Genomic DNA, 26803 nt, shown 5'->3' with positions numbered 1-26803 from the left:
TGGAGACACTCCCCATGCTTGTACAACGTGTGTTCGCCGCGGCCATGCTGGCCGTGTGCGCGGCGCTGGCAGTGATGGCCTGGCCCTACCAGGCGCCGTTTTCCTACGAACCGGTCGGGCCCCGCGCCTACCCCTTGCTGATGCTGGGCTTGATGGGGGCGGCGCTGCTGTATCTGTTGATTCGCCCCACCCCTATTGCCCACAGCGAAGACGAACCACCGCTCGACGGCCCGACCCTCAAGAAGATCGGGGCCTGCACGGTGCTGCTGCTGGTGTTTGCCGGGCTGTTCGAACCGCTGGGCTTCATCCTCGCCAGCGCCCTGATCGGCATCCCGATGGCACGCCTGTACGGCGGCAAATGGCTTCCGAGCATTATGATCGTTGGCGCCATGAGCGTGCTGCTGTACCTGCTTTTTGACCGCGTCATGGACGTGCCGCTGCCGCTGGGTGTGCTCAGCGCCCTGGAGAACTGAACAATGGACACTCTTGGATACCTGGGCCAGGGCTTCGGCGTGGCCATGACCCCCTACAACCTGGTCACCGCCCTGAGCGGTACCCTGATCGGCACCGTGGTCGGCCTGTTGCCAGGCCTGGGCCCGATCAACGGCGTGGCACTGCTGATCCCCATCGCCTTTGCTCTGGGCTTGCCGCCTGAATCGGCGCTGATCCTGCTGGCAGCGGTGTACCTGGGCTGCGAGTATGGCGGGCGCATCAGCTCGATCCTGCTCAACATCCCCGGTGAAGCCTCTACCGTGATGACCACCCTGGACGGCTACCCCATGGCTCGCCAGGGCCTGGCGGGCGTTGCACTGTCGTTGTCGGCCTGGAGCTCGTTCATCGGCGCCCTGATCGCCACCTGCGGCATGGTGCTGTTCGCCCCGTTGCTGGCTAAGTGGGCGATTGCCTTCGGCCCTGCGGAGTACTTCGTGCTGATGGTGTTCGCCATCGTCGCGCTGGCTGGCATGGCCGGCAATCGGCCGCTGAAAACCTTCATCGCCGCGCTTATCGGGCTGTTTCTCTCGGCAGTGGGCATCGACGCCAACAGCGGCGTATACCGCTTCACCGGCGACAATATTCACCTGGCTGACGGCATTCAGTTCGTGGTGCTGGTGCTGGGGCTGTTCTCGATCAGCGAGATTTTCCTGCTGCTGGAAAAAACCCACCATGGCCACGCGGTCGTCAAAGCCACCGGGCGCATGATGTTCAACCTCAAGGAGGCTGCCTCCGTCGCCACCGTGAACCTGCGTTGCGGCCTGCTGGGCTTTGTGATGGGCGTGCTGCCCGGTGCCGGCGCTACCCTGGCCAGTGCTGTGGCCTACATGACCGAGAAACGCATCGCCGGCGACAGCGGCCGCTTCGGCCAGGGCGACGCCCGCGGCCTGGCAGCACCGGAAACCGCCATCGGCGCCTCGGCCTGCGGCGCGCTCGTGCCGATGCTGACCCTGGGCGTGCCGGGTTCGGGTACTACGGCAGTGATGATCGGCGCCTTGACGCTCTACAACATCACCCCTGGGCCGTTGCTGTTTCAACAACAACCCGACATCGTTTGGGGCCTGATTGCCTCGCTGTTCATCGCCAACATCATGCTGGTGATTCTGAACATCCCGATGATCCGTATCTTCACGCGCATCCTCGCAGTGCCGAACTGGGCGCTGGTGCCGGTGATCGCAATCATCACCGGGATCGGTGTGTACGCAGTGCACGCCACCACCTTCGACCTGTTCCTGATGGTTGGCATCGGTATCTTCGGTTATATCCTGCGCAAACTCGATTTCCCGCTGTCGCCGCTGCTGCTGGGGTTCATCCTCGGTGGGCTGATGGAGCAGAACCTGCGCCGGGCGCTGTCGATCTCCAATGGCGAGATGAGCATCCTCTGGAACAGCCCGATCAGCATGGGTGTATGGGCGCTGGTGGTGGTGATGCTGTTGATGCCGCTGCTACGCATCTGGCGCAAACGCAGCAAGGCACGCCGCGCACTGGCCAATGCCTGACCTGCGAAGCACCTGGTACGCAACGCCACTGGTGGGCCTTGCCGGTGGCTGGTTGGCCAGCCTCGTCGGCTGGCCACTGCCATACATGATCGGCGCATTGCTGGCCGTGATTCTGGTGCGCTGCCTCACGCCCTGCCAGCTACAGGAAATCCCCCACGGCCGTAAGGTGGGGCAATGGGTGGTGGGCATTGGCATCGGCTTGCACTTCACCCCTACCCTGATGGAGCAGGTGCTCGCCCACTGGGGGCCAGTGCTGGCGGGGGCGCTGATCACCACGGCGTCCAGCGTGCTGGGCGTGTGGCTGATGCTGCGCAGCGGTGAAGACCGCCCTACGGCCTTTTTCGCCAGCATGCCCGGCGGTTCGGGCGAAATGGTCAACCTGGGCGCACGCAACGGTGCCCAGTTGGGCCAGGTTGCAGCAGCGCAAAGCCTGCGTGTGTTGCTGGTGGTGCTGTGTGTGCCGGCGCTGTTCACATTCCTGCTGGGCGAAGGCACGCTACCGGCGCACAGCCTGGCAGTGCGCTGGGGCTGGCTGGCGATGCTGTTTCCGCTGGGTGCTCTATTGGCGTGGGCCTGGCAGCGGCTGGGCCAGCCTAACCCCTGGCTGTTCGGCCCGCTGCTGGTGGCTGCCGCCGCAGGCGTCGCCTTCGACCCCGTCACGCGCCTGCCAGACGGTGCCAGTGCGGTAGGCCAGTGGCTGATCGGCAGCGGCCTGGGCTGCCATTTTTCCCGCCAGTTCTTTCGAAAAGCGCCGTTATTCCTGGCCCGCACACTGGTAAGCACGGCGCTCACCATGCTGTTGGCTGCCCTGGCCGCCTGGGTGTTGCATGCTGTGACCGGGCTGGACCTGCGCTCGCTGACTTTGGGCATGATGCCCGGCGGCATCGCCGAGATGAGCCTGACCGCCGAAACCCTGGCCCTTTCAGTGCCCCTGGTAACGGCAATGCAGGTGATGCGGTTGTTTTTGGTGCTGTTTCTGGCCGAGCCGATCTACCGTCGCTGGGCTCAGGGCTGAGCTGGGAGGGCCCAGTCCACCGGCTCGCGGCCGTGGTCTTGGAGGAAGCGATTGGCCTGGCTGAAGTGGCTGTTGCCCAGAAAGCCCCGATAGGCCGACAGCGGTGACGGGTGTGCGGAGGCCAGGATCTGATGCCGCGTGGTGTCGATCAGCTTGCGCTTGCTCTGCGCATGGGAGCCCCACAACAAGAACACCACAGGCTTCGCTTGCTGGCTGACCAGCTCGATGATGCGGTCGGTGAAGATGTCCCAGCCACGCTTGGCATGGGAGGCCGCCATACCCCGCTCCACGGTCAGCGTGGTGTTGAGCAGCAACACGCCTTGGTCAGCCCAGTGCTGCAGGCAGCCATGGCTGGGGATCGGTACGTTGAGGTCGCGCTGCAGTTCCTTGTAGATGTTCTGCAACGACGGTGGCACCACAACGCCTGGCTGCACCGAAAAGCACAAGCCGTGTGCCTGGCCAGGGCCATGGTAAGGGTCTTGGCCAAGGATCACGGCCTTGACCTGCTCCAGCGGCGTAGAGTTGAGCGCATTGAAGATCAGCGGGCCGGGCGGGTAGATCTGCTTGCCGGCCGCCAGCTCCTGGCGCAGAAAGGCACGCAGCTCGGCCATGTAGGGTTTGTCGAACTCGGCACGAAGGGCCTGCTTCCAGCTGTCTTGCAGTTTGATACGGTCGTCGTCGGTGGTCATGGGGCTTATTCGCAGAACGGTGAGGGCACGTTAGAAAGCATGGGCGCGGCTGTCAATCCACAGCCGCGCCCAGTGTCACGGCGCCCCCCCTGTCGTCAACGCCAGCCAGGCGGCGGTGGGCCGCCGTGCCAGCGCGGGCCACCAGGAGGCGGCGGGCGGCCATGCCATCCCGGGCCGCCAGGCGGCCCCCAGCCGGGGCGCGGGCCATGGCCCCAGCCAGGCGGCGGTGGAGGCCGAGAATAGACCGGTGGCGGCCGGTAATACACTGGCGGGGGCCGGTAGTACACCGGCGGCGGCACGTAGTAGCGCGGCGCTGGGCGCACATAGTAGGTGCCGCCATAGTAGGTGGGCGGCGTAGCGTACACACCGGTGTAGACCGTGCTGCTGGTATAGACCGCCGGGCTGTCATAGGCCGGGTCGTAGGCACAGCCGGCAAGGGGCAGGCTGAGCAAAAGAATCTTCAACAGTTTTCGATACATGGCGGCCTCCTGAGACCGCGGAACGGGGTGCCGGCAGGTGGAACGCAGGCATAGGTTAAGACCGGGTATTCGGTGCCCAGTGCCCATGTTTTCAAGGGTTTACACAACCTTTACCGAGGTGAAAGTTTCGTCGGCGGCTCCCGGGCACTGTTTGACCAGGTCGTTACAGAAGTCCCAATTGCTCGGTGGTCTCCGGCTCACGCTCTGGCAGTGCCGGCAAACCCGGCAGGCGTGCCATCAGCTTGCGGTGAAAGCAGCGCGCCAATGCGGGGGCGTGGCGGTTATCGGCCGTATGGAAGAACGTATAGGGATGGCGCCCTTCTTCTATCCACTGGGCGACTTTTTCCACCCATGGCAGCAGGAAGGGCGCGTTGGGCGCCAGCTCAGGGTGGCCGATGAAGCGCACCTGCGGCGTGTGCGTGAAGGCGGCAGGTCGCACTGGCACTTTGGGCTTCTTGCTCTGGGCATGCAGCACTGCAGGTGCCTGTGAGGTGCAACTGAACAGCGCCCGCGGGTCCAGGCAAATGCGCTCCACACCGCGCTCCAGCAACATCCGATTGAGCAGCCGTTCCTCCTGGCCACGGGCGAAAAACGCGCCGTTGCGCACCTCGACGGCAACCGGTACGGGCATTTGCTCGATGAACGTGATCAGCTCGGCCAGGCGGGCCGCGCCGAAACTGGCAGGCAGCTGCAACCAGTAAGGAGAGACCCGTGGGCCCAGGGGTGCCAGCAAGCGAATGAAATCATGAGCCGCTTCCAGGCGATCGCGCAGGTCCCCTTCATGGCTGATGTCACGCGGGAACTTCGCGGTGAAGCGAAAATGCTCAGGCGTTGCCTCGGCCCAACGCTGCACCGTGCTGGGCGCAGGGCGGGCGTAAAAGGTGGTGTTGCCTTCGACGGCGTTGAGCAGCGCCGCGTAGTGCGACAGAAAATCTGGCGGCCGAGCATCGCTGGGGTAAAAGTCTTCTCGCCAGGCCGCCTCGCTCCACGAGGGGCAGCCCAGGTGATAAGGCAGGGTATTCAAATGCGGACGTCGAGCCCTAGCACTTCGCCATCCCACTCCACGAAGGTCGCGGTTGTGAGGTAGCTGGAAAGCGCTTCTGCGACGCGACTGCTCATTGGGCGGCGGGCATCTGCGAAGTTCTCGTCGTCTTCGTTGCGCGCACGGGCAGGCATGCGGCTCACAGCACCACCGCGGCTGGCGCCGGCAGTGCTCTGCCGAGCCGCCGGCTGTTCGACCTGGACCTCACCCTCTACCCCCTCGATGACCGTATCGTCATCCAGGCGCACCAACCTTTTTTGTGGTTTGCGCTTGATGGGATAGGAATGCGAGGAAAATCCGTCTACGCGCATACACCACACTCATATACAGTGATGGCAATTTAGAGTCACCGCCATGTGCCTCGCAATTGCCCGAGTGATAACTGGACCACAAATACGACCAAAGGTTGGCTGCTGGCTAGCCCATGTTATGAAAAAGCCCACAAAACACCCCTTTGCACGACGAACGGGGAGAAATGAACGGCCGATCGCATCAGGTTCGCTTAGGGGTCGCAACGTTGTCTCGCAGGTAGACCGGCAGCGCCTTATCAGCTTCGACCGCCTCACCGCGGGCCCAGGCAAAACTCGCCAGGGCCAATACGTCCTGGGCGTGGGGCAAAGCACCGGCATCGTGGCCCAACTCTGGTGCCGGCAGGCGACCGGCGTACCCCCAGCCAGTGCCGGCGCCGTACCACGGCCCGGCAGGCAATGTCACCGACTCGGGAGCCAGCACCGCCTCGGCGCCCTCCAGGCGCATCTCGCCGCCCTGCTCGCGGTAGCACCCCCAGTACACCTCATCCATGCAGGCATCGATCGCCGCGGCCACCTGCGCGCTGCCATGCTGACGCCAGGCACCTTGGGCCAGGGCCGCGAGATTGGACACCGGTAGCACCGGGCGCTCCAGCGCGAAGGCCAGGCCCTGCACCACGCCCACTGCGATGCGCACGCCGGTGAACGCGCCAGGGCCACGGCCGAAGGCAATCGCTTCCACGGCCGACAGCGGCACACCCGCCTCGCCCAGCAAAGCCTGAATCATCGGCAGGATCTTTTGCGCATGCAACCGTGGGATCACCTTGTAATGGCTGCTCACGCGGCCGTCGTGCAACAGCGCGACGGAACAGGCTTCGGTGGCGGTATCCAGGGCCAGCAAGGTGGTCATCGGGGCAACACTCGGCGTTGAAAAAAGGCGCCGATTATAAACGCGAAAAGGCCCGCATGCGGGCCTTTTCGGTGAACGGTTCAGCTTACTTGAGCGCGGCCAGCACCTTGGCGGTGATCTCGGCGACGGTACCCACACCTTCGATGTGAGCGAAGGCAGGCTTGCCTTCCTTGGCGTTCAAGTTCTGGTAGAAGCTCACCAGCGGCTTGGTCTGCTCGTGGTACACCTTCAGGCGCTTGCGTACGGTTTCTTCGGTGTCATCCAGGCGCTGCACCAAAGGCTCGCCGGTCATGTCGTCGACACCCGCTACCTTCGGCGGCTTGTTGGTGACGTGATAAACACGGCCGGAGGCTTCATGCACGCGGCGCCCGGCAATACGCTGGACGATTTCTTCATCGTCGACATGGATTTCGACCACGTGATCCAGCTGGATACCAGCCTGCACCAGCGCCTCGGCCTGAGGAATCGTGCGCGGGAAACCGTCGAACAGGAAGCCCTTGGCGCAATCGGCCTGAGCGATGCGCTCCTTGACCAGAGCGATGATCAGGTCGTCTGAGACCAGGCCACCGGCATCCATGACGCTTTTGGCCTTGATGCCCAGCTCGGTGCCGGCCTTGACCGCCGCGCGCAGCATGTCGCCGGTCGAAATCTGGGGAATACCGAACTGCTCGGTGATGACTTGGGCTTGAGTACCTTTCCCGGCTCCGGGAGCTCCCAGCAGAATGACGCGCATCGATGTGCTCCTCACCTTTGTTATTTGTACGGAAACGAATGCCGGCCAGGGATCTTCGGATCACCTAACCCCCTGACAGCATTCCAGAAAATCGGGGATGGTGGTTTGATCAAAATCACCGAGGGCTGCCCAAGATACACAGCAGGCAGCAGGCAGACAAGCCACCAAAAGTCGCAGGCCGGGCGGCCTGCGGTCGTACCTCCAAGGGGCGAACCGAGGCCCGGCCCGCCCACCCCGAGCCGGCCCCCCCATTACCCGGTGTTGCGCAGCCCCGCCGCGATGCCGGCAACGGTCACCAGCAGCGCCTGCTCTAGATCGCCGCCCTGCCCGGCCTGGCTGGCGCGCGAGCGGCCAAGCAGCTCGGCCTGCAGGCGGTGCAGCGGGTCCAGGTAGGTGTTGCGCAGCTTGAAGAACTCAAGCGTCTCTGGCTGATGGGCCAACAGCCGGTCGCGGCCGGTCAGCGCCAGTACGGCGCCTACGCACTGCGACAATAGGTCGCGCAGATGGTCGCCTAACGGCAGCAAGGCGTCGCTCACCAATTGTTCGTCGTATAGGCGGGCGATATCGGCGTCGGCCTTGGCCAGAACCATTTCCAGCATGTCGATCCGTGCGCGGAAGAACGGCCAGCGCTCGATCATCGCCTGCAGTTGCTCGCGCTCGCCCCGCGCTACCGCATTGCTCAGGGCCACCTCCCAGCCCAACCAGGCAGGGAGCATCAGGCGGGTTTGGGTCCAGCCGAAGATCCAGGGGATCGCCCGCAGGCTCTCGATGCCACCCTGGCGCCGCTTGGCCGGCCGGCTGCCCAATGGCAGGCGGCCCAGCTCCTGCTCAGGTGTAGCCTGGCGGAAGTATTCGACGAAATCAGGGTGCTCACGCACCACCGCGCGGTAGGCGGCTACGCCATCGGCAGCCAGCTCGTCCATCAATTGCCGCCAGGCCGGTTCAGGTGGTGGTGGGGGCAGGAGAGTGGCTTCGAGCACTGCCGAGAGATAGAGGTTCAGGTTCTGCTCGGCGATGTCCGGCAAACCGAATTTGAAACGAATCATTTCCCCTTGCTCAGTGGTGCGGAATCGCCCAGCCACCGAGCCAGGGGGTTGCGAGAGAATTGCCGCATGGGCTGGGCCGCCGCCTCGCCCTACCGTACCGCCCCGGCCATGGAAAAGCACCAGCTCTACGCCCTGCTCGGCGCATATCCGCACCAACGCTTCCTGAGCCCTGTACTGCGCCCAGGCGGCCGCGGTGGTGCCCGCATCCTTGGCCGAGTCGGAATAGCCGATCATCACTTCCTGGGGGCCGCTCAGGCGTTGCCGATAATCGGCCAGGCCAAGCAGTTGCTCGATGACCGGGCCGGCGTTGTCCAGGTCTGCCAGGGTCTCGAACAACGGCACCACACGCATGGGCCGGCGCACGCCCGCCTCCTTGAGCAACAACTGCACCGCCAACACGTCAGAAGCGGCGCCGGCCATGGATATCACATACGAGCCCAGCGATGCCGCAGGGGCCGCAGCAATCTCGCGGCAGGTGGCAAGCACCTCGGCGGTGTCCTGGTCCGGTTCGAAGTCAGCTGGCAGCAACGGGCGGCGGCTACTCAGCTCGGCCAGTAGAAACTCGACCCGTTCAACCTCGCTCCAGGTGTCATAGCGGCCCAACCCCAGGTAGTGGGTGATTTCGCTCATCGCCGAGGCATGCCGCGTGGAATCCTGGCGTACATCCAACCGCACCAGGAACAGCCCGAATGTCGCTGCGCGGCGCAGGCAGTCGAGCAACGGGCCGTCAGCGACCACCCCCATGCCGCAGGCATGCAACGAGTCGAAACACAGCTGCAAGGGTGCGATCAACTCATCGTTATGCTGCAGCACGGCATCGCTGGGCGCCTGCGCATGGCTGAGAGAATCATGTGCCCACTGACGGGTAGCACGCAGCCGCTCGCGCAGTTGCTTGAGCACCGCGCGATACGGCTCTGGCGTGTCGCCGGCCTGCGCGTGCAGCTCGGCGCTGGCCGCCTGCATGGAAAGATCACCCGCCAACTGGTCGATGTCACGCAGGAACAGGTCAGCGGCCATCCAACGGGCCAGCAGCAGAACCTCACGCGTGACCTTGGCGGTGACATTGGGGTTGCCGTCGCGGTCTCCGCCCATCCACGAAGCAAAACGAATTGGCGCTGCGGCCAGCGGAAGGTGTTGCCCGGTGGCCTCGAACAGGGCGCGGTCGACATCGCGCAGGTGGTTGGGAATGGCCTGCCACAGGGAGTGCTCGATAACGGTAAAGCCCCATTTGGCCTCGTCCACCGGCGTGGGCCGCACCCGGCGGATCTCCTCCGTATGCCACGCTTCGGCGATCAGGCGCTGCAGGCGAGCTTCCAATGCCTGGCGCTCGGCGGGCAGCAAGTCGCGATGGTCCAGCGCCGCGAGCAGCGCCGCGATGGCGTCGTATTTCTGGATCAGGGTGCGCCGGGCCACTTCGGTAGGGTGGGCGGTCAACACCAGCTCGATGTCCAGCGCGGCGACTTGGCGCGCAAGCTCGGCCGGTGCGTGGCCGCTTTCGCCCAGCCGCGCCAGCAGGTTGGCGAACACGGTGTTTTCGAAGGGTTCGGGTTGGCCGGGATCACGCCGGCGAATCAGCTGGTACTGTTCGGCGATGTTGGCCAGGTTCAGAAACTGGTTGAACGCACGCGCCACCGGTAGCAGTTCGCCCTCCCCAAGGGCCTTGAGGCTGTTGCTCAGGGCATCCTCGCCCTGGCCTCGGCGGTCGGCCTTTGCACTGCTGCGAATGCGCTCGATCTTCTCCAGAAACGCCTGGCCGTATTGTTCGCGCACGGTGTTGCCCAACAGCTCACCCAGCAAATGAACGCGTTCTCGCAGGCGCGCATCGATGATCGTCATCGGCTTTCTCCTTGTGCACGGCAGGGGCCCGAGCGTTCGCGGCGGGCAATGAACGAGCAAGACAGTTGCCGCTCTTAACAACAGAGTGCCGCTGCACCGGCCGCCTGACAACCCGCCAGCCGAAGAGGGCTTCATGAAAATTCGCCAACTTGCCCAGCATTGGGAACACACAGCCAAGGGCCACCTCAGCCAAACGCCCTACACCATCCACCTGGATATCGAAGCCGCCGCGCGCCTGGCAGCCTTGAACCAGATGTATCCGAAACAGTCGCCCGAGGCGTTGCTGGGCGAGTTGATCGGTGCGGCGCTCGAGGAGCTCGAAGGCAGTTTCCCCTATGTTCAGGGCACCCGAGTGATCTCCACCGATGAGCAAGGCGACCCGCTTTTTGAGGACATCGGCCCTACGCCGCGCTATCTGGCGCTGGCGCGTGAGCACCTGGAAAGGCTCAAGCAGGCCGATCCAGAATGAAAATACTGGCCAGTCGAACAACTTTCTGAACTATTCAAAAATCTCTTGAGTCCCAAACGTTAGCCATAACAGCAACCGGCGAATTCACGCAATTGGACTGTCATGGATTGAACGTTTTCAGCGTTATTCGAGGAGTTGAAGATCATGAAGACTTGCACTGCCACCTCTCCCAACGCCGTGCGCGGCTTCAAGCTCGCCCTGCTGGCACTGGGCAGCAGCTTTATCCTGGCTGGCTGCGCGGGCAACCCGCCGACCGAGCAATACGCCTTGGCCCAGAGCGCGGTCAATGACGCGGTGAGCAACGGCGGCGTCGAGTTCGCCCCGGTAGAAACCAAGTCGGCCCAAGACAAGTTCCACCAGGCTGACATCGCCATGCATGATGAAAACTACGACAAGGCCCGGATGCTCGCCGAGCAGGCTGAATGGGACGCCCGCGTCGCCACTCGCAAGGCTCAGGCCGCCAAGGCCCAGAAGGCCGTGCAGGACGCGCACCAAGGTGTGCAGGACCTGCGTGAAGAGGGCATGCGCGGCGCGCAGTGAGCCTTCACACACCATCGCCTTCTGAGTACTGAATAAGGAATATCACTATGCGCAATCATGTAATGATCCCCGCCCTGCTGGCTCTGAGCGTTGGCCTGGCTGCCTGCTCCACCCCGCCTAACCCTGCCCTGGAACAGGCTCGCAGCAACTACACCTCGCTGCAGACCAACCCCAAGTCGCAGACCTACGCGGCGCTTGAAACCAAAGACGCTTCGGAGTGGCTGGACAAGGCCGACAAAGCCTACCGCAACGATGACGACGCCAAGAAAGTCGACCAACTTTCCTACCTGGCGAACCAGCGTGTTGAGTACGCCAAGCAAACCATCGCCATGAAAAGTGCCGAGGACGAGCTGAAAAATGCCGCTTCCGAGCGCGCCAAGGCTCAGCTGGCTGCGCGTGACGCTCAGATCAAGAAGCTGCAGGACAGCCTCAACGCCAAGCAGACCGACCGTGGCACCGTGGTGACCTTCGGCGACGTGCTGTTCGACCTGAACAAGGCCGAGCTCAAGGCTGCGGGCATGAACAACGTCGCTCAGCTGGCGCAGTTCCTGCGTGATAACCCAGAGCGCCAGGTGATCGTCGAAGGCTATACCGACAGCACCGGCAGCGACAGCTACAACCAGAGCCTGTCCGAGCGCCGCGCCAACTCGGTGCGTGCTGCACTGGTCAAAATGGGCGTTGAGCCAAACCGCGTGATCGCCCAGGGGTATGGCAAGGACTACGCCGTTGCTGATAACAGCAGCGCGTCGGGCCGCGCCATGAACCGCCGCGTGGAAGTCACCATTTCCAACGACAACCAGCCGGTCGCCCCGCGCACCCACTGATTTAGTCAGTGGCGTTGCTAGCGCCTGGCGCTAAGCAAGATCAAAAGCAGGTTCAAGGCATGCCTTGGCCTGCTTTTTTTCGTTCAGCTCAACGCTACTTGCTTGCCGGCAGATGGGTGGTTTGCAGCTTGGTGTAGGTCACCTTCCCGCCTTCGTTGGCATAGCCCACATTGTCCAGCGTGTACACGCCGGCTTTGAAGTAGAAGTTGTAGCCATACCATGCAGGGTCAAGGGTGGCTTGCACGCCGACACCGTTGATCAGCACATTGAGCTTGCCGCTTTGCGCCATCTGAATCTGGTAGCTGAAGCTTTGATTCAGCGCCATCGGCACGGTGTAGATGACCGGGCTTTTGGCATCGGCAGGCTTCACCCGGTATTCCAAGTCGATGAACCCAGCCTTGCCGGTGTAGCGATACACCATCTTCAGCAAGGGCGCGACAGCGTCCTTGGCGTGAATCTGCGCGACCACGACGCGCCCGGCTGAGGGCACCTGGTTGACCGACAGCGCGCCGACCATGGTATTGGTGCCGCTGTTGTACAACCAATTGCGCGCCTTGCCATCGCCGGTGGTTTCCCGCAGCTCGGTTCGCGGGAAGTCACTGCTGCCCGAGTGAGAACCGGTCACGGGGGCCCACATCACGATGCGGTCGGCACCGACCTGAAAATAGGGCGTGTTGTAGGTGCGCACCTGCGCAGTCGCCACGGTCAGGGCCGGGGTCTGAATCGGGAGGGTCAGGTTCCAAGTGCTCAGGTCAATCATGTTGGCGCTCTCGGCAATGCACCACTTACGGCTGAGGGTGCTGGCCGGGTTAACGGCGAGAGGCCAAGGAGGATGAGCGAAGGCAGATCGGCGGTGATGCCGCTGGTCGTATTGGCGCTGCCGGCTCTGAGCAGCAAACGTTGAGTCAAAGCGGGCTTCGTTTCGACGAAGACCCGCTTTTCACTTGAAGGCAGGAGCTATTGGCTGGACGCCAGAGGCTTCACGCCTCCGGGCGCATGTGAGGGAAGAGGATCACGTCACGAATCGACGGGGAGTCGGTCAGCAGCATCACCAGGCGGTCGATGCCAATGCCTTCACCGGCGGTGGGCGGCATGCCGTATTCCAGTGCACGGACGAAGTCGGCGTCATAATGCATGGCCTCGTCATCGCCAGCGTCCTTCTCGGCCACCTGTGCCATGAAGCGCTCTGCCTGGTCTTCTGCGTCATTGAGCTCGGAGTAGGCATTGGCGATTTCGCGGCCACCGATGAACAGTTCGAAGCGGTCGGTGACGTTGGGGTTGTCGTCGTTGCGACGCGCAAGCGGCGACACTTCGAACGGGTATTCGGTGATGAAGGTCGGCTGCTCAAGCTTATGCTCGACCAGCTCTTCGAAAATCATCGTCTGCAGCTTGCCCAGGCCCTCGTAGCCCTTGACCGCCGCCCCCGCCCGCTTGGCCAAGGCGCGAGCCTTGTCGACATCGAGCAGGTCGCCCTCGCTGACCTCAGGGTTGTACTTGAGGATCGAGTCGAATACCGAAAGGCGCTGGAACGGCTCGCCAAAATGGAAGAGCTTGCCTTGGTACGGAACGTCAGTGCTGCCCAGTACCAACTGTGCCAGCTCGCGGAACAAGGCCTCGGTGAGGTCCATGTTGTCACGGTAGTCGGCGTAGGCCTGGTAGAACTCGAGCATGGTGAATTCGGGGTTGTGCCGCGTCGAGACGCCTTCGTTGCGGAAGTTGCGGTTGATCTCGAACACTTTTTCGAAGCCACCGACCACCAGGCGCTTGAGGTACAGCTCCGGCGCGATACGCAGGAACATCGGCAGGTCGAGCGCGTTGTGGTGGGTTTCGAATGGCTTGGCCGCTGCGCCACCGGGGATGGTCTGCAACATGGGGGTTTCAACTTCCAGGAAACCACGCTGGGCCAGGAACTGGCGGATGTGGGCGATGACCTGCGAGCGCACCCGGAAGGTGTGGCGCGTTTCTTCGTTGACGATCAGGTCGACGTAGCGCTGGCGATAGCGCACCTCGGTGTCGGTCAGGCCGTGATGCTTGTCGGGCAGCGGGCGCAAGGCCTTGGTGAGCAGGCGCACCTGCTGCATGTCGACGTACAGGTCGCCTTTACCCGAGCGCGCCAAGGTACCCTCGACCGCGATGATGTCACCCAGGTCCCAGGACTTGACCGCGGCCAGAGTAGCTTCGTCCAGTGCCTTGCGGTTCACGTACACCTGCAGGCGCCCGGTAGTGTCCTGGATCACCATGAACGCGCCACGGTTGAGCATGATGCGGCCAGCCACCTTCACAGGGATCGCAGCTGCCTCCAGCTCTTCCTTGGTTTTGCTGGCGTACTGCTTCTGGAGATCATCGCAGAGGCTGTCGCGGCGGAAGTCGTTGGGGAACGCCTGGCCCTGGGCGCGCGCGGCGGCCAGCTTTTCCTTGCGCAGGGCGATCAGCTTGTTTTCTTCCTGTTGAAGGTCTTGCGGGTCGTGTGGTTGGTCGCTCATGTCAAATCCAAAAAAGTGGGTGAAGCCTCAAGCTGCAGGCTTCAAGCTCGACGGGGGGCTGGTCTGCCGCTCCACCCTGCAACTTGAAGCCCGAAGCTTGAAGCCAGAAGCTTCAGAGCCCTTGCTTGAGGCTGGCCTCGAGGTATTCGTCCAGGTCGCCGTCCAGCACCTTGTCGCAATCGCTGCGCTCGACGCCGGTGCGCAGATCCTTGATGCGCGACTGGTCGAGCACGTAGGAGCGGATCTGGTGGCCCCAGCCGATGTCGGACTTGGAGTCTTCCAGCGCCTGGCTCGCCGCATTGCGCTTCTGCATCTCCTGCTCGTACAACTTGGCCCGCAGCATCTTCATGGCGGTGTCCTTGTTGGCGTGCTGGGAGCGCTCGTTCTGGCAACTGACCACGGTGTTGGTGGGCACGTGGGTGATACGAACCGCCGAATCGGTGGTGTTGACGTGCTGGCCGCCCGCGCCTGAGGAGCGGTAGGTGTCGATACGCAGGTCGGCAGGGTTGATCTCGATCTCGATGTTGTCATCGATCTCGGGGGAGACGAACACCGCGGTGAACGAGGTGTGGCGGCGGTTGCCGGAGTCGAACGGGCTCTTGCGCACCAGGCGGTGCACGCCGATCTCGGTGCGCAGCCAGCCGAAGGCATACTCGCCCTTGACGTGCAGGGTAGCGCCCTTGATGCCTGCCACTTCGCCTTCGGACAGTTCCATGATCGTGGCGTCGAAACCGCGCTTGTCGGCCCAGCGCAGGTACATGCGCAGCAGCATGTTGGCCCAGTCCTGCGCCTCGGTGCCGCCGGAGCCGGCTTGAATGTCGAGGTACGCGTTGTTCATGTCCATCTCGCCGGAGAACATGCGGCGGAATTCAAGCTTTTCGAGGATATCGCGCAGCCGCTCTACCTCGGCAGATACGTCGTTCACGGCGCTTTCGTCATCTTCGTCGACGGCCATGTCGAGCAGCTCACGCGAGTCGGCCAGGCCGCTGTTGAGCTCGTCGAGGGTCTCGACCACGGCTGCCAGCATGGCACGCTCGCGGCCCAGGTTCTGGGCGTATTCGGGGTTGTTCCAGACGTTCGGGTCTTCGAGCTCGCGGTTTACTTCGACCAGGCGATCATGCTTGTGATCGTAGTCAAAGATACCCCCGAATGGTTTGCGAACGCTCGGAGAGGTCCTTGATGCTGTTCAGGATCGGGTTGATTTCCATGGCGGCCACACTCGTGCTTGGCGGATCAAAAGCTGGCGAGTATACCACGGCTTGGCCAGGCCGCACGCCCGGCCGAAGGGCTTCACTCGGCCACGCCGACCTGGTTGCGGCCATTGTTCTTGGCCAGGTAAAGGCCCTTGTCGGCGGCGGAAATCAACTGCCGGCAGTTGCTGCCCATTGCCGGGGTAACCGTGGCAAGGCCGATGCTCACGCTCAGTGTGGCCCCAGGTTCGGGGGTGTTGTGCTCGATGCCCAGGGCGGCGATCGTCTGGCGCAACTTTTCGGCTACCAGCCGCGCCCCACCCGGTGAGGTATTGGGCAGCACCAGGGCGAACTCTTCGCCGCCATAGCGTGCTGGCAGGTCACTGGAACGGCTTGAGGTGCCCCGAATAGCTTCGGCTACCTTGCGCAGCGCTTCGTCGCCTTCGAGGTGGCCGAAGTTGTCGTTATAGGCCTTGAAATAGTCAACATCGATCATCAGCAACGACAGCTGGCTCTGGTCGCGCATCGCCCGGCGCCATTCCAGCTCCAGGTATTCGTCGAAATGGCGGCGGTTCGACAACCCCGTCAGGCCATCGGAATTCATCAGGCGCTGCAACACCAGGTTGGTGTCGAGCAACTGCTGCTGGCTGACACGCAAGGCGCGATAGGCTTCATCCCGTTGCAACAGAGTGAGGTAGGAGCGTGAGTGGTAGCGGATACGCGCCACCAGCTCGATGGTATCGGGGAGCTTGACCAGGTAGTCGTTGGCACCTGCACCAAACGCTGCGCTTTTGATCACCGCGTCTTCTTTGGTGGAGAGCACGATGATGGGGATGTCACGGGTGCTGGGGTGGTTACGGTACTCGCGCACCAGCGACAGGCCATCGAGGCCCGGCATGATCAGGTCTTGAAGGATGACCGTAGGCTTGATGCGCATCGCCTGAGTAATGGCGTCACGGGGGTCGGCGCAGAAGTGAAAGTCGATGTTGGCTTCGCTGGCCAGGGAACGCCGGATCGCCTCGCCAATCATGGCCTGGTCGTCGACGAGCAGCACCATGCACTTGTTCTCGTCGGTGGACTGGAAAGCTTCGATCTGCAAGTCAAACATGCGTTGTCACCTGGTCACGGCCACGTCGGCGGCTACGGCTGAATAATTGAAGGCTCATTTCCTGAAAACTTCCATGAGTCGCGGCGCGATGCTTTCCAACGGTTTGACCTCCACCGCTGCATCAATCGCCACAGCCGCCTTCGGCATGCCGTAGACTGCGCTGGTTCGCTGGTCTTGCGCGATGGTGAGAAAACCTCGCTGGCGCAGGGCCTTGAGCCCATTGGCACCATCGCGGCCCATGCCGGTCAACAACACACCGACCACCTCGCCGTTCCAGTAACTGGCCACACTATCGAAAAACACATCGATAGAAGGCCGATAAATTTCGTTCACCGGTTCCGCGGTGTACGCCAAATTACCATTTTTCAACATTCGAAGATGATGATTCGTACCGGCCAATAGTACTGTACCCGGATGTGGCTGTTCGCCATCACGCGCAAGACGAACGGGGATATCCGCCACACCGCTGAGCCATTCGGCCATTCCCTGGGCAAAGACTTGATCGACATGCTGTACGAGCACGATGGCCGGCTCGAAGTCACGCGGCAGGCCTTTGAGCAGTACTTCCAACGCCGCAGGCCCCCCAGCCGAGGAACCGATGGCCACCAGTTGCCGCCGTTGCCCTGGGTTGCGAGCGGCCGTCTGAGCGGGCTTGCCCGGGGCATTGCGCTGGCCGATCAGCCACCCGATATTGAAGATCTTGCGCAGCAGGGGTGCTGCCGCTTCCCGCGCATTTCCCACGCCTAGCGCAGGCGTGTCGACTACGTCCAACGCGCCATGGCCCATGGCTTCGAACACCTTGTGCACGTTCTGCTTCTGGTCGGTGGTCACGATGACGATGGCGCAGGGTGTTGCCGTCATGATCTGGCGAGTAGCCTCTACCCCGTCCATCATCGGCATGAACAGGTCCATCAGTATCAGGTCCGGCGTATCTACCGCACATAGATGAACCGCCTCGGCGCCGTCGTGGGCGACCCACACCAACTGGTGCGCCGGTTCGAACGCCAGCGCACGGCGCAGCGCCTCCACCGCCATGGGCATGTCGTTGACGATGGCGATCCTCATCCCTGGGCCCCTCCTATCAGCTCCTGCACTGCATCGATCAAGGCGTCGTCATGAAAGCTGGCTTTGGCCAAGTAGTAATCGGCGCCCGCGTCCAGGCCGCGGCGGCGGTCTTCTTCACGGTCTTTGTAAGACACCACCATCACTGGCAGCGATTGCAGGCGGCTGTCACGGCGCACCAGGGTCACCAGCTCGATGCCATCCATGCGCGGCATGTCGATGTCGGTAATGAGCAGATCATAGGACTCACCGCGCAACGCATTCCAGCCGTCCATGCCATCGACCGCCACGGCCACTTCGTAGCCCCGGCTGCTGAGCAGCTTGCGCTGCAGCTCGCGCACCGTCAGCGAGTCGTCGACCACCAGCACGCGCTTGCGGGGCACCTCCTGGGCTTGACCGGGGCGCCGGTCGATACGCTCGAGGCGGCCGGTGGTCAGCAGTTTTTCCACCGAGCGCAGCATGTCTTCGACGTCCACGATCAGCACCACCGAGCCGTCGTCGAGCAGGGCGCCGGCGGAGATGTCCTGCACCTTGCCCAACCGCAGGTCCAGCGGCATCACCACCAGCACGCGCTCGCCGATGAAGCGTTCCACGGCAACCCCGTAGAGGTTGTCTCGCTCGCGCACAACGATGACCCGTAGCTCACCGTCGCTGACGGGGCTGGCGGGGCGCTGCAGAAGCTGGCTGGCAGCGACCAGGCCGACATGCCGGCCTTCGTACCAGAAATGCTGGCGCCCTTCGATCTGCACGATGTCGGCGCTGGGCAGGTTCAGGCTGTGCTCGATGTGCGCCAGCGGAAATGCGTAGGCCTCCCCGCCCACTTCCACTACCAGGCTGCGCACCACCGAGAGGGTCAATGGCACCTCCAGCACGAAGCGGCTGCCCTGCCCGCTCACCTGGCGCAACTCGATCGAGCCCCGCAGCTCGCGCACCATGTGGTGCACTGCATCCAGCCCTACCCCACGGCCGGAGACTTCCGTGACGGTGTCGCGAAGGCTGAAACCGGGTAGGAAAAGAAATGTCATCAGCTCTTCTTCACTGAGCTGAGCGACGGTATCTTCGGTAGACAGGCCGCGCGCCACGATCACCCTGCGCAACCGCGCAAGATCCACACCGTTGCCATCGTCAGCCAACTCCAGGCGCAGCATTCCTGCGCGATGGCTGGCACGCAGGCGCACCGTGCCTTCGGCAGGCTTGCCCAACAAATTGCGCAGCTCCAGCGTTTCGATGCCGTGGTCCACGGCATTGCGCAGCAAATGAGTCAACGGCGCTTCAAGTTTCTCCAGCACATCGCGATCGACCTGGGTTTTCTCGCCTTCTATTTCCAGGCGTACCTGCTTGCCCAGCGAGCGGCCAAGGTCGCGCACCATGCGCGCCTGGCCGCCAAGCACGTCAGCGAACGGGCGCATGCGGCAGGCCAGGGCGGTGTCGTACAGAGACTGAGCACGCTGGCCGGCTTCCCAACCGAAGTCATCCAGCTCGGCGGCTTGTTGCAACAGCAGCTCGTGGGTCTGGCCGAGCAGGGTTTGGGTCAACACCAGGGCTTGGCGCGCTTCGGCGCTCAGTAGGCCGGAATCGATCTGCTGCTTGAGCCCGTCCAGCGCGCGCATGCTCTGAGCCTGAAGGCGTTTGAGGCGTTGCAGGGTGGCCAGGTAGGGCTTGAAGCGCTGGCTGTCGACTAGCGATTTGCTCGCCAAGTCCAGCAGCGCATTGAGCCGCTCGGCAGTCACACGCAACACACGCTCGCCGCCCTCGCCTGCCTTGCGCCCCGCTGTCGGAGTAGCGTCAGCTGGCGGCTCATCCATGGATACGGTTGCGGGCTCAGGTGCAGCGGTCGCAATTGCAGGCGGCTGCTCCAGGGCATTCAATACCGCCGGCACCGGCACGGTCGGCAAGCGGCTGAAGGTGCCTGCCGCCGCGTGAGGGTCGAGCAGCGCAGCCATCTGGGCAAGGAAGCTTTCGACGTCGGCCTCTACGGGCGCCCGGGCCGGGGAGCCAATGCGCGCCAGCAGGTCAGTGCCCTGAAGCAGCGTATCGATGTGCTCGGCCTTGAGCAGCAGGCGTTTTTCCTGCGCGCTCACCAGGCAGTCTTCCATGACATGCGCCACGCGCACGCCCGCATCGACCCCAACGATCCGCGCCGCGCCCTTGAGCGAATGCGCGGCACGCATGCAGGCTTCCAGCTGCGCAGCGTCGGTAGGGTTGCGCTCCAGCTCAAGCAAGCCAGTGTTGAGCACGGCCGTCTGGGCTTCGGCTTCCAGCCCGAACAACTCCAGCAGCGAGGCATCACGCATCTGATCGGGGGTCATGTGAGGCTCCGGGCCAATGCCTGCAGCAATGACACTTCATCGAGTACGCGCAGGCTGCGGTCGCCGTAGGGCATGACAGCGGTGGTAAACCGAGGGCTGGCGGCATGTGCAGCAGCTTGGAGCGTGGCGAGGTCGAAGCGGTGGATGCCGTCGACTTCGTCTACCGGCACCACCACCGCCCCGCCGGGCGCAGCGAGGATGAGCATGCGCGCAACCACCCGCCGTGCCGGGGCCGGCGCCGTGGCGGCGTCGATCCCCAGCAATTCGATCAGCGACAAGCACGGCACCAAGGCGCCGCGTACATTGGCCACCCCTTGCAGGGCGCGGCTACGCTGATGGGGCAAGGAATGCACCGGTTGTGCCGGGGCCACTTCGCTCAGGCAACGCGACGCCAGGCCTAACCATTCATCGTTGAGGCGAAACACCACCAGCGAGCGAGAGGCAACGGGGTCGGGGGCAGGCACCGGCGGCGGGGGCAAGCTTTCGCGCTGCAATGCGTAGCGATCCAGCAAACGCGTGGCGGCCGCCGCATAGACGGGGCAGTTCAGGCACCGAATGTATTCCACCAGCTTGGGGCAGGATTGGTCCCCTCGCACCCCTATGCTGTTCCAGCAAGTCACCAGCGCAGCATCGTCCCCGTCGCTAACCGCCAGGCCTTGAAATTCGTGGTCGTGGCTCATCGGCGATCACCTGCGACGCGTGCAGCACGCTCCTGCAATCGCCGGGCCCCGGCGGCATCGCCCTGGGCGGCCAGCAACATGGCCAGATGCGCCAGCGCTTCGGCATGCTGGGGCTCAAGGTAGAGTGCCTTACGATAGTGCCCCTGAGCCTCCAAACCATTGCCGCTGACATCTGCCAGCAAGCCAAGCCAGTAGAACACCTGGGCTTGCGGCGGATGCTCGCGCAGAAACTGCTCACAGGCCAAGCGCGCCTCGGCGGTTTTCCCCTCGTTGGCAAGCAGGGCAATACGCGCCAGCAATGCCTTGGCATCCTCGGCGCCGGCGGTTTGGGGCGCCCCAGCCGAGAGCGGCCGAATGGGCGCTCGCACCACAGGGATCGGTAACGGCGCAGGGATGCGCGGCAAGGGTGCCGCCTGGGATGGCGGCACAGCCATCGGGCGAGGGGCAGGTGCCGGGGCCTGCGGTTGTTCGCGCATAAAGGCAAAGGCCTGGGGAATACGCATCGGGCGCATGCCCAGGCTGGCGAGCAGGCTGCCTTCGGCAGGGCCAATGAACAATACGCCGTCATCGTGGAGAAACCGCTTGAGGGTTTCAAACACGCGCCGCTGGGTTGCCTGGTCAAAGTAGATCAGCAGGTTACGACAGAACACGAAATCGTAGACGCCCTCCCCTTGCAGCAGGTTGGGGTCGAGCACATTGCCCGGTTGCAGGCGCACGCAGCGGGTAACGGCCTCGTGCAGTTGCCAGGTGTTGTCCGCCACCGCGTCGAAGTGTCGCTCGCGAAAGGCCGTGTCGGTACCGCGGAACGAATTGCGCCCATACACTCCCCGCTGGGCCTTGGCAACCGACTGCGGGCTGATGTCCACGCCATCGACACGAAAGGCGGTGGGCGCCAAGCCGCCGTCGAGCAGCGCCATGGCAAGCGAATAAGGTTCCTCCCCCGTGGAACACGGCAAGCTGAGCAATTTGAGTGGGCGCAGCCCCCCCAGCTCGACCGCCCGCTGGCGCGCCAGCCCTACCAAGGCTGAAAAGGATTCCGGGTATCGCATGAACCAGGTTTCAGGGACGATCACCGCCTCGGTCAATGCGAGCTGTTCACTGGCCGATTGCAGCAGCAGAGCCCAGTAATCATCCAGCGTCGCGGCACCCGACTGCTCCCGTCGCTGCTGCACCGCCCGCCCGATCATGGGTGCGCCCACCGACGCCACGTCCAGGCCAATGTGCCTATAAAGAAAGTCGATGAACCGCTTTTGCTCAGCCATCACTGCCCTCCGGGCTGTACAGCAGCTCACGCACACGTTCGTCGAGCAGCGCCTGCACCTTGACCCACTGCACAAGCCCCTGTTCGGTCTCGCACACCGGGCCCATGTAGGACGCCTCCGGCGTGGCCATGCCCAGCGGCCGGAAATGCGCCAGTGGCAACCGGCGAGTATCGCTGGCATGTTCCAGGATCAGCCCGAGCAAGCGCGTGCCGGGGTAGTTCACCAGCACCAGGCGCGTGCTGGTGCGCTGCGCCGAAGGCTGGCCAATGGCAAGGTGAGACAGGTCCAGCACCGGCACCATCTGGCCTCGGTAGGAGAAGACGCCGGCGACCCAAGCCGGCGCCTGGAGCACCGGCTTGAGTGTGATGCAGGGCAGCACTTCGGCAATTTCGGTCGCAGCCAAGGCATACCGCTCGGCGCCGATGCTGAACAGCAGAAACAGCGCGGCAGCGCCAGCCTCGCGGGGCGTGCTCATTTCAAACCTTGAACCGTGCCACGCCGCCGCGCAGGCCGGCGGCAACCTGGCTGAGCTCGTCGATGGCAAAGCTCGCCTGGCGCAGCGACTCGACGGTCTGGCTGCTGGCGTCGCTGAGCTGAGCCAGTGCGTTGTTGATCTGCTCGGCGCCTGTGGCCTGGGCCTGCATACCCTCGTTGACCATCAGCACCCGTGGTGCCAGGGCCTGCACTTGGTGGATGATCTGGTTCAGTTGCTCACCTACCTGTTGCACCTCGAACATGCCACGGCGAACCTGTTCGCTGAACTTGTCCATGCCCATGACCCCAGCCGACACCGCAGATTGCATCTCGCGCACCATCTGCTCGATGTCGTAGGTGGCGACCGCCGTCTGGTCGGCCAGGCGGCGCACTTCCGTGGCGACCACGGCAAAACCCCGGCCGTACTCCCCGGCCTTTTCTGCCTCGATGGCAGCGTTGAGTGACAGCAAGTTGGTCTGGTCGGCCACTTTGACGATGGTCACCACCACTTGGTTGATGTTGCCGGCCTTCTCATTGAGGGTCGCGAGCTTGGCGTTTACCAAGTCAGCAGCGCCCATCACCTGATGCATGGTTTCTTCCATGCGTGACAGCCCCTGTTGGCCATTGCCGGCCAGGGATGACGCCTGGTCGGCGGCGCTGGCCACCTCGCCCATGGTCCGTACCAGGTCGCGCGAAGTTGCGGCGATCTCCCGTGACGTCGCGCCAATCTCAGTAGTAGTGGCGGCAGTTTCAGTCGCAGTGGCCTGCTGCTGCTTGGAGGTGGCAGCGATCTCGGTCACCGAGGTGGTGACCTGAACCGAGGAACGCTGAGCCTGGGCCACCAGCGTATTGAGCTCGCCCAGCATCTCGTTGAAGCCGGTTTCCACCGCGTTGAATTCATCCTTGCGCTGCAGGTTCAGCCGCACCGACAGGTCGCCAGTGCCCATGGTTTCCAACACATCGAGCAGCTTGCGCATCGGTGCCATGATGTTGCCCAGCAGCAGCCAGCCGCAAACGCCAGCGGCGATGATCGCAATCAGCAATGAAACGCCCATGCTGACCTTGGCCTGTACCACCGAATCGGAAATGGCGTTGCTGGCATCGGTAGCGGCCCGGGAGTTGTAGTCGATGATCGAGTTGACCTGCTTGCGGCCCTCGTTCCAGACCGGCGCCAACTCCTGCTGGAAGATGTCCTGAGCGGCACTGAAGTGGCGCTGGCGATAGGCATCGAGGGTTTTTTTGAGGGTAGCGTCATACAGCGCATGCAGGCGCTCGAACTCCTGCAGGTTGGCCTGATCCTGTGGGTCGAGCAGCGTGCCACGGTAGGCGGTGATCTGCGCCTGCAGCCGATCGGCGAAGCCTTTGTACTGGTCGTCGTCGGCGCTGACCAGTTCACGCTGGTTGCTCAGGCCGAGCAACTGCTGGGTGTAGACGAAATTGTCGACCCAGGCACTGCGGATCATCGAGCTGATGGCCATGCCCGGGATGCTGTCGGTACGAACCGCATCGGCATTGCTCTCGATTTTCGCGAGCCGGGTATAGGAAACGAGGATCATCAGCAACATCACGGCGATGACCACGGCGAAGCTTGCCAAGATGCGTTGGCGCAGACTCCAGTTTTTCACGTTAACCCCTTCGTTTTTTACGCCCGGCTCAGTATAGCCACCGGCTGCAAGGCCCGGTGGCGCTACTTTCCGTCATATCGAAGGGTAATACCAGCCGTCTGGGTACAAAGTGCTATCAGGCGGCGTTTCGCGCCTGCGTTTCCAGCTCGGCCTTCAGGCCCGTATCGAGGCTCAGTTGCCGAGCCAGTTCATCCAGGTAAGCACGCTCCATGAACTGCTCCTGGTCGATCACCATGACGCTGGCCAGGTACATCTCCGCGGCCATTTCCTCGGTGGTGGCGGCGCGAGCCACTTCTGCCGGGTCCAGTGGGCGCTCCAACTCCTGGTGCAGCCAGGTGTCGAACCCTTCACCTTGCCCCAGCCGGGTGAACTCGCCTTCGATCAGCGCCCGCTCCTGCGCGTCGACATGCCCATCGGCCTTGGCGGCTGCTACCAAAGCCTTGAGCACCGCGTGGCTGTGTTGCTCGGCTTCGGCAGGAGGTACGCGGTCAAGCGTGCGCGGCTCGCCACGCGGCGCGGTGGCCTGGCGGGCTTGCCAATTGCCGTAAGCCTTGTAGGCCAACAACCCGAGGGCGGCGGCGCCCCCATACAGCACGGCCTTGCCGCCGTACTTGCGGGCTTTCTTGTTACCCAACAGCAGGCCCAGGGCACCGCCGGCAAGGGCGCCCTTGCCAGCGGAAAGGCCACCTTGCTTGCCGAGTGCCTGTTGGCCTGCACGCAGCAGTTGGTCGAGCAAACCTTGGGTATTCATCGTAGCGATGCCTCTCTCATACGGAAACTATGGCCTCGACTCTAGCGCCGTTCGATCTCGTGAACCGGCAACTAAATGCTTCGGGATATTGCAAACGCTCATTTTTTAACCAGATGTCACAATTTCTACGCGCTGAAAGGTGCCAGCTCCCCTTCAAAGCGCATGCAACCGACATTTTTCTTGGGTATCGTGCGAACCGATCGAGCCAATGAGGTTCTGTGTAAAGGTCCTTTGCCCGGTCGATGGCTTGCCCGGGCCATTTCAGTCGATCCCTTCGCTGCACGAAGCAGCCGGATCACTTCTTATAAGGAACAGGTTTCTCTATGCAACGCAGGAGTCTGCTCAAAGCGTCCGTGGCCCTGGCGGCCTACACCGGCCTTTCTTCCACCACCTTTCTGGCTGCCCAGGCGATGGCCGCGGAACCGGCCGATGGTGAACTGGAATCGTTCGATTTCGACATACTGAAAAAGCACGCCAAAGAACTCGCCGGCAAGCCCTACGTCGACCGCAAGCAGGTGCTGCCGCCGACCCTGGCCAACATGGAGCCGTTGAATTTCAACGCTATCCGTTACGATGCCGACCACTCGCTGTGGAACGAGAACAAAGGCCGTCAGATCGATGTCCAGTTCTTCCACGTGGGCATGGGCTTCAAGACGCCGGTGCGCATGTACAGCGTCGACGCCAAGAGCAAGCAGGCGCGCGAAATTCACTTTCGCCCGGAGCTGTTCAATTACCGCGACAGCGGTGTGGACGAAAGCCAGCTCAAGGGCAAGACCGATCTGGGCTTCGCCGGGTTCCGCCTGTTCAAGGCCCCGGAGCTTGGGCGCAATGACGTGGTTTCGTTCCTGGGGGCCAGTTATTTCCGCGCCATTGACAAGAACCGGCAGTACGGCCTTTCCGCTCGTGGCCTGGCAGTGAATACCTACGCCGGCGGCCCCGAGGAGTTCCCCGACTTCACCCGTTTCTGGTTCGAGGCCCCGACCAACCCCAACGGCACCCGTTTTGTGGTCTATGCCCTGCTCGAATCGCCCAGCGCGACCGGGGCATACCGGTTCGACATCGACTGCCAGTCCGAGCAGGTTGTGATGGACGTACAGATGACCGTGAACGCCCGCACCGCGATCAAGCAGCTCGGCATTACGCCGATGACCAGCATGTTCAGCTGCGGCACCAACGAGCGCCGCATGTGCGACACCATCCACCCGCAAATCCACGACTCTGACCGCCTGGCGATGTGGCGTGGCAACGGCGAGTGGGTGTGCCGGCCGCTGAACAACCCGCTGCGCATCCAGTTCAACACCTTCGAAGACACCAACCCCAAGGGGTTCGGCCTGGTGCAGACCGACCGTGCGTTCGAAACCTATGAAGACACCATCGACCAGTACGACAAGCGACCCAGCCTGTGGGTAGAGCCGACCACTCCATGGGGCGAAGGCTCTGTGGACATGATGGAAATGCCCACCACCGGCGAGACGCTGGACAACATCGTGGTGTTCTGGTCACCCAAAAAAGCGGTGGAGCCTGGCGATAGCCTGAGCTTCGGCTACAAGCTTTACTGGGCGCCGATGCCCCCCGTAGGCACGCCGCTGGCCCATGTACGCGCGACGCGCACCGGCATGGGCGGGTTCCGGGAAGGCTGGGCACCGGGCGAACATTATCCGGAAGTGTGGGCACGGCGCTTTGCCGTCGATTTCGTCGGTGGGGGCATCGAGCGCCTGCCCAAGCAGGCCCTGAACAACAACCTCACCACCATCCCCAGCATCGAGCCGGTGTTCACCGCAAGCCACGGCAAGCTGCAGGATTTCACCATCATCGACCTGCCCAAGGTCAATGGCGTACGTGTCCTGTTCGATTGGTACCCCACCGACGACAGCGTGGAGCCAGTCAACATTCGCGGTTTCATCCGCGCGGGCGAGCGCACGCTGTCGGAGACTTGGCTGTATCAGTACTTCCCGCCAGCCCCAGCCAAACGCAAGTACGTCTACGAGTAAGCCTGCAGCGCACGCTTGAAGCTTCAAGCCAGAGGGTCGCCCCTCT

General features: G+C 63.2%; 25 protein-coding genes. 7 read left to right on the top strand and 18 right to left on the bottom strand.

The window, feature by feature from the left end; all coding sequences use genetic code 11:
- Positions 1-14 precede the first annotated feature (14 nt).
- From F474_RS07785 to F474_RS07775, 3 genes are read left to right on the top strand one after another with little or no spacing between them, the layout of a single operon-like run.
- Positions 15-473: a tripartite tricarboxylate transporter TctB family protein gene (locus tag F474_RS07785; protein WP_097088824.1), complete on the top strand. Its 459-nt coding sequence runs from the start codon at positions 15-17 to the stop codon at positions 471-473.
- Between the two features lie 3 nt (positions 474-476).
- Positions 477-1991, top strand: a complete 1515-nt coding sequence (locus F474_RS07780) for a tripartite tricarboxylate transporter permease (protein ID WP_097088821.1) — start codon at positions 477-479, stop codon at positions 1989-1991.
- Entirely contained in the window at positions 1984-3006 is a 1023-nt protein-coding gene (locus F474_RS07775) for an AbrB family transcriptional regulator (protein WP_097088819.1), read from the top strand. The genes F474_RS07780 and F474_RS07775 overlap by 8 nt, the downstream gene beginning before the upstream one ends.
- Here the strand turns inward: F474_RS07775 and ung are convergent.
- From ung to ppc, 7 genes are all read right to left on the bottom strand, one after another.
- On the bottom strand, positions 2997-3695 hold the full coding sequence (ung, locus tag F474_RS07770; RefSeq protein WP_097088818.1) for a uracil-DNA glycosylase: 699 nt from the start codon (positions 3693-3695) through the stop codon (positions 2997-2999). The genes F474_RS07775 and ung overlap by 10 nt on opposite strands.
- A 95-nt stretch (positions 3696-3790) precedes the next feature.
- Entirely contained in the window at positions 3791-4174 is a 384-nt protein-coding gene (locus F474_RS22630) for a hypothetical protein (RefSeq protein ID WP_165830284.1), read from the bottom strand.
- A 163-nt stretch (positions 4175-4337) separates the two neighbouring features.
- Entirely contained in the window at positions 4338-5198 is an 861-nt protein-coding gene (locus F474_RS07760; RefSeq protein WP_097088816.1) for a DUF72 domain-containing protein, read from the bottom strand.
- Positions 5195-5527: a hypothetical protein gene (locus F474_RS07755; RefSeq protein ID WP_097088814.1), complete on the bottom strand. Its 333-nt coding sequence runs from the start codon at positions 5525-5527 to the stop codon at positions 5195-5197. Before F474_RS07755 ends, F474_RS07760 begins: the two co-directional genes overlap by 4 nt.
- 181 nt (positions 5528-5708) lie before the next feature.
- Entirely contained in the window at positions 5709-6374 is a 666-nt protein-coding gene (gene tsaB, locus F474_RS07750; protein WP_097088812.1) for a tRNA (adenosine(37)-N6)-threonylcarbamoyltransferase complex dimerization subunit type 1 TsaB, read from the bottom strand.
- A gap of 85 nt (positions 6375-6459) precedes the next feature.
- A complete protein-coding gene (gene adk / locus F474_RS07745) occupies positions 6460-7107 on the bottom strand; it encodes an adenylate kinase (protein ID WP_097088809.1) in 648 nt (215 codons plus the stop codon).
- 251 nt (positions 7108-7358) lie between these two features.
- Positions 7359-9989: a phosphoenolpyruvate carboxylase gene (gene ppc, locus F474_RS07740; RefSeq protein ID WP_097088807.1), complete on the bottom strand. Its 2631-nt coding sequence runs from the start codon at positions 9987-9989 to the stop codon at positions 7359-7361.
- Positions 9990-10122: 133 nt separating this feature from the next.
- Here ppc and F474_RS07735 point away from each other — a divergent pair, with 133 nt between their 5' ends.
- The 3 genes from F474_RS07735 to F474_RS07725 all read left to right on the top strand — a co-directional run bounded on the left by F474_RS07735 (position 10123) and on the right by F474_RS07725 (position 11822).
- Positions 10123-10458: a pilin assembly protein gene (locus F474_RS07735; protein ID WP_097089035.1), complete on the top strand. Its 336-nt coding sequence runs from the start codon at positions 10123-10125 to the stop codon at positions 10456-10458.
- 144 nt (positions 10459-10602) lie between these two features.
- Positions 10603-10998, top strand: a complete 396-nt coding sequence (locus F474_RS07730) for a DUF4398 domain-containing protein (RefSeq protein WP_097088805.1) — start codon at positions 10603-10605, stop codon at positions 10996-10998.
- Between the two features lie 47 nt (positions 10999-11045).
- Positions 11046-11822, top strand: a complete 777-nt coding sequence (locus tag F474_RS07725; protein WP_097088803.1) for an OmpA family protein — start codon at positions 11046-11048, stop codon at positions 11820-11822.
- 94 nt (positions 11823-11916) lie between these two features.
- On the opposite strand, the gene F474_RS07720 is transcribed toward F474_RS07725, so the two are convergent.
- From F474_RS07720 to F474_RS07670, 11 genes are all read right to left on the bottom strand, one after another.
- Positions 11917-12582 (bottom strand): polysaccharide lyase family 7 protein, encoded by a 666-nt coding sequence (locus F474_RS07720; protein WP_097088801.1) that lies wholly within the window; start codon positions 12580-12582, stop codon positions 11917-11919.
- Positions 12583-12802: 220 nt separating this feature from the next.
- Positions 12803-14305 (bottom strand): lysine--tRNA ligase, encoded by a 1503-nt coding sequence (lysS, locus tag F474_RS07715; protein WP_097088799.1) that lies wholly within the window; start codon positions 14303-14305, stop codon positions 12803-12805.
- Positions 14306-14417: 112 nt separating this feature from the next.
- Positions 14418-15513 (bottom strand): peptide chain release factor 2 gene (gene prfB, locus F474_RS07710; RefSeq protein ID WP_097088796.1). Its coding sequence is split into 2 segments (ribosomal slippage): positions 14418-15440 and positions 15442-15513, totalling 1095 coding nucleotides; the frame shifts between segments, so codons are not numbered across the junction.
- Positions 15514-15595: 82 nt separating this feature from the next.
- Complete coding sequence (locus tag F474_RS07705) at positions 15596-16603, bottom strand: PleD family two-component system response regulator (RefSeq protein WP_097088794.1); 1008 nt, start codon at positions 16601-16603, stop codon at positions 15596-15598.
- A gap of 54 nt (positions 16604-16657) precedes the next feature.
- Positions 16658-17668 (bottom strand): chemotaxis response regulator protein-glutamate methylesterase, encoded by a 1011-nt coding sequence (locus F474_RS07700; protein ID WP_097088792.1) that lies wholly within the window; start codon positions 17666-17668, stop codon positions 16658-16660.
- Complete coding sequence (locus F474_RS07695) at positions 17665-19974, bottom strand: hybrid sensor histidine kinase/response regulator (protein ID WP_097088790.1); 2310 nt, start codon at positions 19972-19974, stop codon at positions 17665-17667. The genes F474_RS07700 and F474_RS07695 overlap by 4 nt, the downstream gene beginning before the upstream one ends.
- On the bottom strand, positions 19971-20654 hold the full coding sequence (locus F474_RS07690) for a chemotaxis protein CheW (RefSeq protein WP_097088789.1): 684 nt from the start codon (positions 20652-20654) through the stop codon (positions 19971-19973). The genes F474_RS07695 and F474_RS07690 overlap by 4 nt, the downstream gene beginning before the upstream one ends.
- Positions 20651-21916 (bottom strand): protein-glutamate O-methyltransferase CheR, encoded by a 1266-nt coding sequence (locus F474_RS07685; protein WP_097088787.1) that lies wholly within the window; start codon positions 21914-21916, stop codon positions 20651-20653. The genes F474_RS07690 and F474_RS07685 overlap by 4 nt, the downstream gene beginning before the upstream one ends.
- Positions 21909-22391: a chemotaxis protein CheW gene (locus tag F474_RS07680; protein ID WP_097088785.1), complete on the bottom strand. Its 483-nt coding sequence runs from the start codon at positions 22389-22391 to the stop codon at positions 21909-21911. The genes F474_RS07685 and F474_RS07680 overlap by 8 nt, the downstream gene beginning before the upstream one ends.
- A gap of 1 nt (position 22392) precedes the next feature.
- Positions 22393-24015 (bottom strand): methyl-accepting chemotaxis protein, encoded by a 1623-nt coding sequence (locus tag F474_RS07675; protein ID WP_097088782.1) that lies wholly within the window; start codon positions 24013-24015, stop codon positions 22393-22395.
- Between the two features lie 115 nt (positions 24016-24130).
- Positions 24131-24766, bottom strand: coding sequence for a tellurite resistance TerB family protein (locus F474_RS07670; protein ID WP_097088780.1), 636 nt, complete (start codon positions 24764-24766; stop codon positions 24131-24133).
- 323 nt (positions 24767-25089) lie between these two features.
- Between F474_RS07670 and F474_RS07665 the strand changes: the two genes are divergently transcribed.
- Positions 25090-26757: a glucan biosynthesis protein D gene (locus F474_RS07665; protein WP_097088778.1), complete on the top strand. Its 1668-nt coding sequence runs from the start codon at positions 25090-25092 to the stop codon at positions 26755-26757.
- Positions 26758-26803: the final 46 nt, after the last annotated feature.

The sequence above is a fragment of the Pseudomonas sp. URIL14HWK12:I12 genome (genome assembly GCF_003097135.1).
GTDB lineage: Bacteria > Pseudomonadota > Gammaproteobacteria > Pseudomonadales > Pseudomonadaceae > Aquipseudomonas.
The sequence above is the reverse complement of the archived record's forward strand: the minus strand, read 5'-3'. Positions and strand labels throughout refer to the sequence as shown.